Here is a 13,559-nt window from a genome sequence, read left to right on the forward strand (position 1 = left end):
ATTACTCCCGACGAACCGGGCATACGTTACGCTTTCTCTTTCAGTTCAAACCGGTGGATCTTGCCGACCATAAACAGGTAGCAAAGGATCACCACTACCGCGTGCGCTACGACGAAAATCAGTACGCCATTAAACGAATTAGTAGCCTGTAAAATAAAGCCGATAGCGATGGGAGTGGTAATGCTGGAAGCGTTGCTGAAAGTATTTAGCACGCTGCCAGAAAGGCCCGAAATTTGCGAAGGCGCGGTATCGGCATTAATGGTCCAGCCCATGCCGCCAATTCCTTTTCCCAGGAAGGATAGCGCCATAATGAATACCACCGCCGCCTCTGAGGTGACGTAATTACACATCACCATTACCGTACAAAGGATCATGCCGCTGATAATAGGGATCTTTCTGGCAACGGAAACGGAGGTACCGCGCCTGATGAGCTGGTCGGAAACAAACCCGCCCAACAGGCCGCCAAGAAAACCGCAGATTGCCGGAATAGCAGCCACCATCCCAGCCTTCATAATGTTCATATGTTTTTCTTGTACCAGATAGACGGGAAACCAGGTGATAAAGAAAAAGCCAATCGCGTTCAGGCAGTACTGCGCCAAATAAATACCGAGCATCATTCGGCTGGATAACAGCTGCTTGAGGTAGCTGAGATCGGGGCCTTTTCTCTTCTGATCTTTACCTTTGGCATCCATATCCACCAGCGCACCGCCTTCTGCCATATAAGCCAGCTCAGCTTCATTCACCCTGGGATGATCTTTAGGATTGTGGATCCAGATTTTCCATACAGGTAAAAACAGCATACCGAGCAGTCCCATTACAGTGAACGCAGCATGCCAGCCGTAGCTGTGGATCAGCCAGCCCATCAGCGGCGCGAAAAATACGGTGGAACCATATTGCGCCGAGTTAAAGATAGCTGCCGCCGTGCCGCGCTCTGAGGCGGGGAACCAGGCGGCCACAATACGGCTGTTGGCAGGGAAAGAAGGCGCTTCTGAACCGCCTACCAGAAAACGCAGCGCGAAGAGTACCAGCACGGCGGCAGTACCGGTGACAAAGCCCGCCAGTCCGGTCATCAGGGTAAAAAGCGACCAAAAAAAGATGCTGCAGGCATAAATTTTCTTGGAGCCAAAGCGGTCCAGCAGCCAGCCGCCAGGCAACTGAAAAAGTACATAAGCCCAACCAAATGCTGAGAAGATAAAGCCCATATCAACGGGACTAAGGCCGAGTTCTTTTGACATTGTCGGGCCCGCCAGCGAGATAGAGGCGCGGTCGGCATAGTTAATCAGTGTGATAAAAAACAATACAAAAACCACGATCCAGCGGGTATTGCTCCGTTTTGCGGTTACCGCGCTCTGACTGTAGGACAGAACTTCTGGTCACTCTGGTGCATAGCGAAACCTCAGGTAATTGTTATGTTTGTGGATTTTTTTGTAAGCTTATTGCACTCTCTTTGTATATTAATTGTATACAACCTAGTGGTGGGGGGATTTTCAGTCAAGATAAGCCCGGAGAAGCTTAACTAATTTGTGATTACGGACACGTAATGCTGAGTGAAATTTACTCAACGAATAAAGTCACTCTGTAAGAAATAAGCGAGAAAAGATCTGCCCAGGATAATTAAGTTCAGATTTGTTTTCGCAACCTTTCTTGCCCGCTCAATTGCGGGTAAGAAAGATAATGTTATTGCGCAGTCACATTACTGGATGGGTCGGCCGTAACCGGCATGGGGGCAACCTCTGGCGGCAGGAAAATATGGTCCATGATATTCCTGACCACTGGCGCAGCGGTCACCCCGTTGATCCCTCCGTTCTCAAGGATCAGCGCCATGGCGACTTTGGGATTATTAAACGGCGCAAACGCGGTGTAGAAAATATGGTCACGCAGGCGGATAGGGATCATTTTGGCGTTATAGACCTGGTTTTGCTTCAGGCCAAACACCTGTGAAGTTCCGCTCTTGGCGGCAATGCCATAGGGCGCGGTGTGGAAATATTTATATCCCGTGCCGTTTGGCGCATTCGCCATACCAAACATCGCGTGGCGGATCAGGCTCCAGTAAGGTGAGTTCGCGTCACCAATCTGTTCGCGGGGCAATGTCGGTTGCCACAGCCTGACGTTTTTCCCCTGCTTCTGCTCATAAAGCAGATGGGGCTGGATCACTTTGCCGTTGTTAATCAGCGTATCCATCGCCTTCACCATCTGAATCGGCGTGGCAATCCAGTAACCCTGACCAATGCCCACAGAGACAGTATCGCCCTGGTACCACCCTTTTTTATGCACCTTCTGCTTCCATTCGCGGCTGGGCAGCAGTCCGTTGTACTCTTCATTCAGGTCGATGCCGGTGGACTTACCGTAGCCAAACTGGCTGAGCATGGTGTGGATCCGATCGATACCCATCATAAAAGCGACCTGATAGAAAAAGGTATCCGCCGACTCCTCAATCGCCCGCGTCACGTCCAGCATGCCGTGGCCCGATTTTTTCCAGTCGCGATACTTACGCTGTGTGCCGGGCAGCGTCCAGGTTGGCGCACCAAAGAAGGTGGTCTGCGGGGTAATGACGTGCGTCAGCAGAGCCGACATCGCCATATAGGGTTTCACGGTTGACGCGGGAGGATAAAGCCCCTGAGTCACGCGGTTAATCAGCGGCAGGTCTTTATTGGCTAACAGTTCTTTATAGGCTTTATAACTGATCCCTTTTACAAACGGATTAGGGTCGTAACTGGGGCTGGAAACCATCGCCAGCACCTGACCATCTTTTGGATTTTCGATAAGCATGGCGGCACGCTGACCGGCAAGCTGGGTTTCAACATACTGCTGAAGATGCAGATCCAGCGTTAAATAGAGGTTTTTTCCCGCCACGGGAGGGACTTCTTTCAGCACACGGATAACCCGACCATGGTTATCCACTTCGACTTCCTGATAGCCGGTTTTGCCATGCAGAACCGACTCGTAATAGCCCTCAATTCCCTGCTTACCAATATTATGATCAGCTGCGTAATTCTCGCTGACACCCTGTTTCTCCAGCCGTTTATAGTCGTTATCGTTGATCTTAGAGACGTAGCCAATCACATGTGCGAGGTCGGGGCCATAGGGATACTGACGATCTTCATAGCTGCTGACATCCACACCGGTAAAGCGGTACTGATTCACGGAAAAGCGGGCGACTTCCTCATCGGAGAGTTCGGTTTTTAACACCACAGGTTTGTAGCGGCTGGCGGCATGTAACGCGCGGGTGAAGGTATCGATATCGTCGGCAGAGAGGTTAACAATCGGCGTCAGTTCTTGCAGCAGCGCATGCATATCTTTGACTTTGTAAGGGACAATTTCAATGTCATACCAGGTGACATTTTTTACCAGTGGAATGCCGTTACGGTCATAAATAATCCCACGCGTTGGCGCGACAGGGATCATTTTGATGTCATTTTGATTGGAGCGGGTCTGATAATAGTGGTTCTGCTCTATCTGTAAGTGGTAGAGATTAACAACCAGCGTGACAAATCCTGCCAGAACGACCCCAAAGGCGACCAGTGCCCTGCGAACAAACAGCTTTTCTTCTTCTGCAAAATCTCTGAATTTCATTAACGGACAATCGCATTATTTTTCGTCGTTTTGCCGCCACATGATAGAGATATCAGGGCAAATCACGACCCGAAAGATGCATATGCGGGCGCTAAAGTGTGACATTTATTGAAGATGTTTCAGAGATGACACCTGACTCTCTTCTCAGGCCTTGCTGTCAGCAGGCTTATTTTGTGCAGGGCATTTGGTGCTACAGGAGGAGTGCATAAGAGCGGGTAAAATAGACGCACGCTTTTTGCGATTTTACTACTGAGGATATTATGCCAGGGTTATTTTCCCCCTTTGAACTGAAAGACGTTACTTTACGCAACCGCATTGCGGTGCCACCTATGTGTCAGTACAGCGCCGAAGAGGGCGTGAGCAACGACTGGCATCGCGTGCATTACAACAGCCTGGCTCGCGGCGGCGCGGGACTGGTTATTGTTGAAGCTACAGCCGTTTCGCCAGAAGGCCGCATCACCCCTGGCTGCCTTGGGATCTGGAACGACGAGCAGGCTGAAAAACTGGCGCAGATCGCCCGTGAGATCAAAGCGGCCGGTGCGGTGCCGGGTATTCAGATTGGACATGCCGGCCGCAAAGCCAGCGCCAACAAGCCGTGGGAAGGGGACGACCATATCGTCAAAACCGATCCGCGCAGCTGGGAAACCCTCTCGCCATCAGCCATCGCTTTCGGCAGCAACCTGCCGCAGGTTCCTCATGAAATGACGCTGGAAGATATTGCCCGCGTGCGTAATGATTTCGCTCTGGCGGCCCGTCGCGCCCGTGATGCCGGTTTTGAATGGCTGGAACTGCACTTCGCGCATGGTTATCTGGCACAGAGCTTCTTCTCTGTGCACGCTAACCAGCGTCAGGATCAGTATGGCGGCAGTGCGGAAGGACGCGGTCGCTTCCTGCTGGAAACGCTGGATGCGGTACGCCGTGAGTGGCCGGAAAACCTGCCGCTGACCGCCCGTTTTGGCGTGATTGAATATGATGGCCGCGATGAAGAAACTCTGAGCGAAGCGATCGATCTGACCAAAAAGTTCCGCGCCAACGGTCTGGATCTGCTCAGCGTCAGTATCGGTTTCTCAACGCCAGATTCCAACATTCCGTGGGGACCGGCATTCCTGGCACCCATTGCAGAACGCGTCCGCCGCGAGGCCAACATTCCGGTGGCGTCCGCCTGGGGAATTGATGCGCCGCAGATCGCGAACCGCACCATTGAAAACGGCGAGCTGGATCTGGTGATGGTGGGCAAGGCGCATCTGGCTAACCCGAACTGGACCTATCAGGCGGCGCTGGCTGTGGCAAAAGAGCAGCCTTCCTGGGTGCTGCCAGCGCCTTATGCGCACTGGCTGAACCGTTATCGCGTCAGCGAGTAACGCTGTCGGGCAGGCTTCTGGCCTGCCCGTTTTTTATTACTCTGCCAGTTGCCGCATCACGCTAATCAAATCTGACTTCCCTTCAAAACCAATGCCCGGCAGTTCAGGCATCACGATGTGTCCCTCCTCAACGCTTACCGAATCGGGGAAGCCGCCATAGGGCTGGAACAGATCCGGATAGCTTTCATTACCTCCCAACCCCAGGCCCGCCGCGATGTTCAGCGACATCTGGTGCCCACCATGTGGAATACAGCGCGATGGCGACCAGCCAAACTGGTGCAGGACGTCCAGCGTGCGCAGGTATTCACACAGGCCGTAGGAAAGGGCGCAGTCGAACTGCAAATAATCCCTGTCCGGGCGCAAGCCGCCATAACGTAGCAGGTTGCGGGCATCCTGGTGAGAAAACAGATTTTCCCCTGTCGCCATTGCGCCGGGATAGAATTCGCTTATGGCGGCCTGAAGCGCGTAATCGAGTGGATCGCCAATCTCTTCGTACCAGAACAGCGGATATTGCCGCAGCATTTTGGCATAGGCGATAGCGGTTTCGAGATCGAAGCGCCCGTTGGCGTCTACCGCCAGCTGGGCCTGCGGACCAATTTCCTGTAGCACCGCTTCAATACGGCGTTGATCCTCTGCCAGAGAAGCGCCGCCAATTTTCATTTTCACCACGTTGTAACCACGGTCCAGGTAGCTGCGCATCTCTTTGCGTAACGCGCTGAGGTCTTTTCCCGGATAGTAATAGCCGCCTGCGGCATAGACAAAAACGCGGGGGTTAGCTTTCACGCCTTTCTTTTCGGCCAGCAGGTGAAACAGTGGTACCTCTTCAATTTTGGCCACGGCGTCCCATATCGCCATATCCAGCGTGCCGACCGCCACCGACCGTTCGCCGTGCCCGCCGGGCTTCTCGTTCGCCATCATCAGGTTCCAGAGCTTGTCCGGGTCGAAATTGCTGCCGGCGTCGTTCAGATAGCTGTCCGGGTCCGCTTCCAGCAGGCGGCTACGAAACCGTTCGCGGATCAGGCCGCCCTGGCCGTAACGACCATTGGAATTAAAACCGTATCCCACCACCCGACGTCCATCACGGACCACATCGGTAACTACCGCTACCAGGCTGGTGGTCATTTTTGAAAAATCGATATAGGCGTTGCGAATGGGGGAGGCAATCGGCTGAGTAATTTCTACTACGTCGGTAATGCGCATGGGCTTCTCCAGGCTTCAGGAATAAGTCATTAATGGGATGATTTGGATACCGGTCTCTCTGTTACAGCAGACCTGGGGGATTTCTGGTGCAAAATGATGGCTCGGGCTTTTGTTACGTCAAAGGTGTTGTCCCATTTAGCGATCGCCAGCGTGGCCACCGTGTTGCCAATCAAATTCACTACGGCACGCGCTTCGTTCATAAAGCGGTCTACGCCAAGTAGCAGCACCAGTCCGGCAACCGGTACGGTACCAATGGAAGAGAGCGTAGCGGCAAGCGCGACAAATCCCGCGCCCGCCACCCCCGCCGAACCTTTTGAGGTCAGCAGCAGCACGCCGAGCAGCACAATTTGTTGCATCCAGGAGAGATCGGTATTGGTGGCCTGAGCGACAAACAGCGCCGCCATCGTGAGATAGATGCTGGTGCCGTCAGCATTAAAGGTGTAGCCCGTCGGCAGCACCATGCCTACCGTGGCTTTCTCCACGCCCGCCTCTTCCAGCTTCATCATGATGCGGGGCAGCACCGCTTCGGTTGAGCAGGTGCCCAGCGTGACAAAAATTTCATCCTTGATGTAACGCAGCAGGGGGATCAGGGGAAAGCCTGCCCAGGAGGCTATCGACCCCAGCACTACCACCACAAAGATCAGGGAGGTGACGTAGACGGCCAGCATCAGATAGCCAAAGGAGAGCAGCGTGGCAATCCCGTACTTGCCGATAGTAAAGGCGATGCCTGCGCCAGCCCCCAGCGGAGCAAGCCACATGATCAGATTGATCATTTTGAACAGGCCCTGCAACCCACGATCGATAAAGTCGATCACTGGTTTGCCGCGTTCGCCGGTTTGCAGCATTGCAATGCCGAACAGTACGGAGATCAGGATCACCTGCAGCATATTGCCTTTGACGAAGGCATCGCCCAGCGTGGAAGGAATGATGCCCATAATGAAGTCAACGATGCCGCCGCCGCTTTCCGCTTTATGCACATAAGAAGAGATGGCGCTGGCGTCGATATGGCTGGCATCAATATTCATTCCCGCTCCGGGTTTAAGAATGTTGACCACGACCAGACCAATTACCAGCGCCAGAGTAGAAACCACTTCAAAGTAGAGCAGCGCTTTGGCACCGGTTTTGCCCACCTTCCTGATACTGCCCATTTTGGCGATACCCACCACTACGGTGCAAAAGATGATCGGTGCCAGCATCATTTTGATCAGTTTGATAAATGCTTCTGCAACGGGCTGAAGCTGGGTGCCCATGGCGGGAAAGAAATAGCCAAACAGACCACCAATCACAATGGCTATCAGGACCTGGACGTATAGTTGTTTCAGCCAGCTGAAACGTGAGGGGTTTTGCATCACGCTCACTCCCACGGCTGTTATGCCGTTTTGTTAAAATAGGGTAGGGTAGTGGCACAACCTGAGGCGCCGTATATGCCTTGTTACCCTTGAGAGTAGCGATGAGTGTGGCGGCGATCTAATGCCTGATAGGAAAGCTGTTATGCAAAACCGGCATCACCTGGATCTGACCTGGCTTGAAGACTGCGTTGCGTTGTCCGAATCGCTGAATTTCTCTAAAGCCGCAGCAGGTCGATATGTGACCCAGCCCGCATTCAGCCGCCGTATCCAGTCGCTTGAAGAGTGGGCAGGCACGCCGCTTTTTGAACGAACCCGGCGTGGTGTTCACCTGACCCGCGCGGGTGAACTCTTCTGTAAACAGGTTCCGGATCTGATCCGTGCGCTGTATGCATTACGCAGCGAGACGCTTGATTTGGCCGGGCAGGGGGTGCCAGAGGTGGTTTTCTCCGCCACACATGCCCTTTCATTTACCTTTTTCCCTGCCTGGCTGCGGAAAAATGAAAAGATTGCCCGCTTTGGTGCGTTCCAACTGCTGTCTGACACTATGCGCGCCTGCGAGCGCATGCTGAACCAGGGCGAGACGCAGTTTCTGCTTTGCCATTATCATCCGCAAATGCAGCTTAACCTCGACATGGCGCGTTATTTCAGCGTTCGGGTAGGCACGGACTGGCTCAGGCCTTATGCCAGTGCAGTGCCGGGCAATGAAGGCGAAGCGGCAAAACCCCGCTGGTCGGTGGAGAATAAAAAGCCGTTTCCTCTGCTCTCCTACAGTAAGGAGTCTGGGCTGGGGAGGATCGTCGCTAATACGGCGTCTGTAAACCGCAGAAAAAGGGGAATGGAGGTAGTTTTTACCTCCGATCTTGCTGCTACGCTACAGGTAATGGCGCGGTCGGGAGATGGTGTGGCGTGGCTGCCAGAGTCTCTGGCGGCGCTGGAGGTCAGTAATGGCACCTTGTGCCCGGCCGCCAGCGAGCAGAGCGACCTCTGTATTCCGGTGGAGATCCGTCTTTACCGCCCGGCAGGCAAGCTGTCGCGGGCGGCTGAGGAACTCTGGACAATTTTTGTTGAGGATCGGCTGTAACCTGTCGTTGCTTAAAGGATAGCGGCGATAGCGGAGCCGAGATGTTGTGTATTACCCTTTCCGCCCATATCGGGCGTCAGCGACGCTTTATTCTCACTCGCTGCCAGCACCTGCTCAATGGCTTTCACTACCGCTTCCGCCGCCTCAGGATGCCCAAGATGCTCCAGCATCATCGCACCACACCAAATCTGCCCTACCGGGTTGGCAATGTTTTTTCCGGCAATATCCGGTGCGGAGCCATGCACAGGCTCAAACAAGCTAGGAAAGGTCCTTTCCGGATTGATATTGGCAGAAGGGGCGATGCCGATGGTGCCGGTACAGGCTGGCCCCAAATCCGAAAGAATATCGCCGAACAGGTTGCTGGCCACGACCACGTCGAAGCGTTCGGGGTGCAGCACAAAATGCGCGGTCAGAATATCAATATGGTATTTATCGACGCGCACATCAGGATAGTGACGGCTCATCTCTTCCACACGGCTGTCCCACCACGGCATGGTAATGGCAATGCCGTTGGACTTGGTCGCTGAGGTCAGATGCTTTTTCGGCCGCTTTTGCGCAAGGTCATAAGCAAATTTCAGGATGCGATCGGTGCCGGTACGGGTCATCACGGTTTCCTGTATCACGATCTCGCGGTCGGTGCCGGGGAACATGGTGCCGCCCACGCTGGAGTATTCGCCTTCGGTATTTTCCCGCACCACATAGAAGTCGATATCCCCCGGTTTCCGGTCGGCGAGCGGGGCTTTGACGCCAGCTAACAGCCGGACCGGACGAAGATTCACATACTGGTCAAACTGACGACGGAACTGCAACAGCGAACCCCAGAGGGAGACGTGATCCGGCACCACCTCGGGCCAGCCCACGGCACCGAAGTAGATCGCATCAAATGATTTCAGCGTTTCAAACCACTCATCCGGCAGCATTTTGCCATGCTGCTGGTAATATTCCGCACTGGCAAAATCAAACCATTCCCACTCAAAGGCAAAACCAAACTGGCGGGCGGCGGCATCCATCACCTTCACGCCTTCCGGCATCACCTCTTTACCAATACCGTCGCCGGGGATCACAGCAATTCTGTATGTTGCTAAAGCCATGTGAAAACTCCTTCAGAGAGCACCATTTATGCTGGGTCTATTACAGCATAAAAGTGGGGGAGTCATATGGCCTGAGATCCTAAAATCCCAGTTCAGCAGACTTCCTGCTCAGAGAAAAAGAAAGGCAAGAAGCCGCCCGGTTAGTTGTTCGAATGGCGGCGGGACTGGATTTTGTCTGGCAAAGGCGGCTCCCCTTCCTGTCTGGGGCGGCAGCAGTGATAACAGGCTTTCACCTTTTTACCTGCGCGCATTTGCGCCACTGTTAATGCCTGAGATACATCGTACAGGCTGCCGATAAACAGCAGCGTCTCTTTCGCCGGCATTGCCGGGCAGCCTGCGCGGTGAAGCATGTAAAAATCCATCTGATCGGGGCGCTGTGTAACGTAGTAATATTCGGCAGTCATTTTATCACTCCCGCTGTAAAAAGGTCTGAAGAACATGATGTTATTATTTTGTAAAGTATATTAATCAGGGATTATATATCCGTTGGCGCCCCGCCTGGCTTTTTACAGAATAAGCCCTGACCCGGTAGTTAAGCGTGAGTAATGGATGCGGGGCAATCAGATTTACGTTACTAATAACTCATCTTTTATGTGGCGGTAAGAATGTGGGGATTTTGAGAAAAAACAGCGGTAAAGGCGTGGCGGGAAAGGTTAATTCTGGCTTAATTTCTGGCGTTTATTCGTGTCACTCCCTCCTTTTTAATTGAATGCTAATGATAATTTTTCCTGATGTACGCGTTCTACTATACCCAGTCATAAATAATAAAAACTTTATGCTGAGGATTAAAGTGCGGGGATTTTTCTCATTTTTAAATAATCAAAAATTTTATCATTTGGGATCATAGTAAGGACTAAACGCAGGAAAAAAGAAGAATTATCAAACTAATAAATTTTTATAATAAATACCTTTCGTACAGCCGATCGGCAGCCCAATTTTCACCGGGCCGCCAGGCGCTCAGGATTTATCTGCAGGCAGCATGATCTTCAGGCAGGTAGTCAGCCCCTGGCGGGTCAGAGCCTGCTGTTCTGGTGTCAGAGCATAATAGCGTTCGCTGGCACCACGTGCAGAATCGCTGTCGAACTCTACTTTATCAAAGGCATAGGAGGCATTTTCATTCACAATCACCTGCTGAAGTTTCGTCATAAACTGCTTCTGACTGGTGGGTTGCCCAATGTCATTGATCATCACGCAGGCCGCAGCAAAATAATGCGGATTTTGCTTATGAGGTTTCAGGGCCAGAAAAAGGGCAGTGGCGATAATGACCAGAATCAGTATGGCCAGCAGTTTAGTCTTCATATCTGTCGCTTCGGGCTGGAGAAATTTGCGCAGAGCTTAGCGTGGGGCGCCTGAGGCTGCCAGAAAAATCTCGGCTGGCTCACACTTCATTAACTCTTTGTTGTCGTTGCGGCAATTTAAGAGAAGTCCATCATCAGAATGATAATTTCGCCGTTTCAGCTCTTCTTTTAGCGGGGTAATCCCTGGGGTAAAAAGAGCGGATTAATGCATTCACCTGTTATCTTTTCTTGTTATCCCGCTTATCAAAGGCCGGCTACCAACTCCTCTCTTCGCCGGGAAAAAATCGTCAGCAGGGCAACAACATTGGGATCGTTACTGCCCTTATGCCATGCCATACTCAGCGGCAGGCCTTTGATTTTTTCATCCATAATCAGCTGAATATAGGTAACCCCCTCGCTGTTCATATTACGGAAAGAGGCCGGGACGATGGCAAGACCCAACCCCGCCGCGACAAAACTCAGAATGGTTTGCTTTTCCTCAGCGAATTGTGCGATTTGCGGAGTCAGCCCGGCGTTTCTGAAGACGTTCATCGTCAGATCGTGACTGTGCGGCCGCGTCCTTCTCTCTGGCACAATCATCGCTTCTTCCCTGAAATCGGCCACGCTTACCGAAGTTCTTACCGCCAGCGGATGACCCGCCGGAACGGCCAGGACACAGGTTTCGCGGGTAATAAACTTTACTGCCAGCTTACTGTCCAGGTTCTCCGGCGGTCGGATAAAAATTATGTCCAGCCAGCCGGACTTTAGCCGTGGGATCAGATTGATGGTTTTATCTTCCGTCAGATGAATATCTGCCTCGGGATGCGCCTGTACAAACATATTGAGCAGTTGGGGAAGCAGACCACGGGCAGCGCTGTCGATAGCACCGATGCGTACCGTGCGGCGACCAATTTTTTTACCAGCTTTGAAGCGCACCGCCAGAGCATCAAACCGGGCAATCACCAAACCAGCCTCTTCAAAAAACTCTGCCCCCTCAACTGTCAGTGACACGTTGCGGGTTGAGCGGTTAAGCAGACGTACGCCCAGGTCATCTTCCAGCAGGCGAATAAAGCGACTTAGTGACGCAGGCATCATTTCCAACCTTTGCGCTGCCCGCCCAAAATGCAGCTCTTCGGCCACGGTCATAAAGCAACGTAACTGATTTATATCCATAATTTCCCCGCCCTGTGATTATTTAAATAAATTATATAATCCACGCCTGATGATAAGTCCAGCCCGAACTGCATACTGAGCCTTATTAAAAAAACAAAACCCTACACAACCTGCGGAGCACCTCAAAATGAACACTCACCTCGAAAAACGGGTGATGCGTAAAGTTACCCTGCGCATTGTGCCCTTTATTATGTTGCTCTATTTCATCGCCTTTATCGATCGAGTGAATCTCGGTTTTGCTGCACTAACCATGAATAAAGATCTCGGTTTTTCTCCCACCGTATTTGGCGTGGGGGCGGGGATATTTTTCCTGGGTTATTTTTTATTTGAAGTGCCCTCTAACCTTATTTTGCACAAGGTTGGCGCACGCATCTGGATTGCCCGCGTGATGATCACCTGGGGAGTGGTTTCCGGCTGTATGGCTCTGGTGAACAGCGCCAACAGCTTTTATCTGCTGCGCTTTCTGCTGGGCGTAGCAGAGGCGGGCTTCTTCCCCGGCATTATTCTCTATCTCAGCTACTGGTTTCCGGCAGCAAAAAGGGCGCAGGTAACCGCCATCTTTATGGCTGCCGCGCCCCTGTCAACCGCGCTGGGGTCGCCCTTGTCCGCCGCTTTGCTGCAGATGCACGGCATGATGGGCTTTGCGGGCTGGCAGTGGATGTTTATGCTGGAAGCGATCCCCGCCGTTCTGTTGGGGGTAGTGGTGCTCTTTTTCCTCACTGACCGTCCGGCAAAGGCGAAGTGGCTCACCGATGAAGAACGTGACTGGCTGCAGGGGACGCTGCAGGCAGAGGAGCAGTCCCGTTCGGCAACCGGCAGCCACAGCAGCATCTGGCGCGGGCTGGCAGACCGCCGGGTACTGGCGCTGGCGCTGGTCTATTTCGGCACCTCGGCAGGACTCTATACCCTGAGCATCTGGTCACCACAGATCATCCACTCTCTTGGCGCTTCCTCGCTGGCGACCGGCTTCCTTAATGCTCTCCCGGCGATCCTCGGCGTAGTGGCGATGATCCTGTGGGCGCGCCATTCCGACCGCAAAGGTGAACGCAGCTGGCATGTGATCACTGCCTGTCTGTTAGCGGCCGCCGGGCTGGTGTATGCGGGCAATATTACCACGCTGCTGGGCGTCATTATGGCTCTGGCACTGGTCAATATCGGCATCAGTGCTGCCAAACCGCCGCTGTGGAGTATGCCAACGCTGTTTCTTTCCGGTCCGGCCGCAGCTGCGGGTATTGCGGTAATTAATTCCATTGGCAACCTGGGCGGTTTTGCCGGACCTGTGGTTATCGGCATTATTCGGCAGCAAACAGGATCTTACACCTGGGGACTCTATTTTGTTGCCGGACTCCTGATCTTATCGGCCTTTATTGTGCTGTTGCTTTCGGCTGGCAATAAAAAGGCAAGAACGGACGAGCTTTCTCAACCCGAAATACATTAATTCTTTATGGAGATTA

At 52.9% G+C, this 13,559-nt stretch carries 11 protein-coding genes; 3 read left to right on the forward strand and 8 right to left on the reverse strand.

Annotation, left to right across the window (positions count from 1 at the left end; translation table 11 throughout):
* Nucleotides 1-26: 26 nt before the first annotated feature.
* Nucleotides 27-1,298, reverse strand: coding sequence for an MFS transporter (locus tag SD961_RS06335; protein ID WP_412916657.1), 1,272 nt, complete (start codon nt 1,296-1,298; stop codon nt 27-29).
* A 379-nt stretch (nt 1,299-1,677) separates the two neighbouring features.
* Nucleotides 1,678-3,573: a penicillin-binding protein 2 gene (mrdA, locus tag SD961_RS06340; RefSeq protein ID WP_318789549.1), complete on the reverse strand. Its 1,896-nt coding sequence runs from the start codon at nt 3,571-3,573 to the stop codon at nt 1,678-1,680.
* Between the two features lie 260 nt (nt 3,574-3,833).
* Here mrdA and SD961_RS06345 point away from each other — a divergent pair, with 260 nt between their 5' ends.
* A complete protein-coding gene (locus SD961_RS06345; protein WP_318789550.1) occupies nt 3,834-4,934 on the forward strand; it encodes an NADH:flavin oxidoreductase/NADH oxidase in 1,101 nt (366 codons plus the stop codon).
* Nucleotides 4,935-4,970: 36 nt separating this feature from the next.
* Here SD961_RS06345 and SD961_RS06350 read toward each other — a convergent pair whose 3' ends face one another.
* A complete protein-coding gene (locus SD961_RS06350; RefSeq protein ID WP_318789551.1) occupies nt 4,971-6,134 on the reverse strand; it encodes a mandelate racemase/muconate lactonizing enzyme family protein in 1,164 nt (387 codons plus the stop codon).
* Nucleotides 6,135-6,163: 29 nt separating this feature from the next.
* Entirely contained in the window at nt 6,164-7,483 is a 1,320-nt protein-coding gene (gene dctA / locus SD961_RS06355) for a C4-dicarboxylate transporter DctA (protein ID WP_318789552.1), read from the reverse strand.
* A 142-nt stretch (nt 7,484-7,625) separates the two neighbouring features.
* Between dctA and SD961_RS06360 the strand changes: the two genes are divergently transcribed.
* The gene (locus tag SD961_RS06360) at nt 7,626-8,564 is read left to right on the forward strand and encodes a LysR family transcriptional regulator (protein WP_318789553.1); all 939 of its coding nucleotides are present in this window, start codon (nt 7,626-7,628) and stop codon (nt 8,562-8,564) included.
* An 11-nt stretch (nt 8,565-8,575) separates the two neighbouring features.
* Here the strand turns inward: SD961_RS06360 and SD961_RS06365 are convergent, their stop codons facing one another.
* The 4 genes from SD961_RS06365 to SD961_RS06380 all read right to left on the reverse strand — a co-directional run bounded on the left by SD961_RS06365 (nt 8,576) and on the right by SD961_RS06380 (nt 12,105).
* A complete protein-coding gene (locus SD961_RS06365) occupies nt 8,576-9,655 on the reverse strand; it encodes a tartrate dehydrogenase (protein WP_318789554.1) in 1,080 nt (359 codons plus the stop codon).
* A 140-nt stretch (nt 9,656-9,795) separates the two neighbouring features.
* Entirely contained in the window at nt 9,796-10,059 is a 264-nt protein-coding gene (locus tag SD961_RS06370; RefSeq protein WP_318789555.1) for a hypothetical protein, read from the reverse strand.
* A gap of 553 nt (nt 10,060-10,612) precedes the next feature.
* Entirely contained in the window at nt 10,613-10,954 is a 342-nt protein-coding gene (locus SD961_RS06375) for a hypothetical protein (protein WP_318789556.1), read from the reverse strand.
* Between the two features lie 242 nt (nt 10,955-11,196).
* Nucleotides 11,197-12,105, reverse strand: coding sequence for a LysR family transcriptional regulator (locus tag SD961_RS06380; protein ID WP_318789557.1), 909 nt, complete (start codon nt 12,103-12,105; stop codon nt 11,197-11,199).
* A gap of 127 nt (nt 12,106-12,232) precedes the next feature.
* On the opposite strand from SD961_RS06380, the gene SD961_RS06385 reads away from it, so the two are divergent.
* Nucleotides 12,233-13,543, forward strand: a complete 1,311-nt coding sequence (locus tag SD961_RS06385; RefSeq protein ID WP_318789558.1) for an MFS transporter — start codon at nt 12,233-12,235, stop codon at nt 13,541-13,543.
* Nucleotides 13,544-13,559: the final 16 nt, after the last annotated feature.

The sequence above is a fragment of the Erwinia sp. MMLR14_017 genome (assembly GCF_033657285.1).
Lineage (GTDB): Bacteria > Pseudomonadota > Gammaproteobacteria > Enterobacterales > Enterobacteriaceae > Erwinia.

Excerpts from the sequence above, each read along its gene's own strand:
- SD961_RS06360 (WP_318789553.1), top strand. The coding sequence starts at position 7,626 with ATGCAAAACCGGCATCACCTGGATCTGACCTGGCTTGAAGACTGCGTT.
- SD961_RS06370 (WP_318789555.1), bottom strand. The coding sequence starts at position 10,059 with ATGACTGCCGAATATTACTACGTTACACAGCGCCCCGATCAGATGGAT.
- SD961_RS06345 (WP_318789550.1), top strand. The coding sequence starts at position 3,834 with ATGCCAGGGTTATTTTCCCCCTTTGAACTGAAAGACGTTACTTTACGC.
- dctA (WP_318789552.1), bottom strand. The coding sequence starts at position 7,483 with ATGCAAAACCCCTCACGTTTCAGCTGGCTGAAACAACTATACGTCCAG.
- SD961_RS06385 (WP_318789558.1), top strand. The coding sequence starts at position 12,233 with ATGAACACTCACCTCGAAAAACGGGTGATGCGTAAAGTTACCCTGCGC.
- SD961_RS06375 (WP_318789556.1), bottom strand. The coding sequence starts at position 10,954 with ATGAAGACTAAACTGCTGGCCATACTGATTCTGGTCATTATCGCCACT.
- SD961_RS06380 (WP_318789557.1), bottom strand. The coding sequence starts at position 12,105 with ATGGATATAAATCAGTTACGTTGCTTTATGACCGTGGCCGAAGAGCTG.
- SD961_RS06365 (WP_318789554.1), bottom strand. The coding sequence starts at position 9,655 with ATGGCTTTAGCAACATACAGAATTGCTGTGATCCCCGGCGACGGTATT.
- mrdA (WP_318789549.1), bottom strand. The coding sequence starts at position 3,573 with ATGAAATTCAGAGATTTTGCAGAAGAAGAAAAGCTGTTTGTTCGCAGG.
- SD961_RS06350 (WP_318789551.1), bottom strand. The coding sequence starts at position 6,134 with ATGCGCATTACCGACGTAGTAGAAATTACTCAGCCGATTGCCTCCCCC.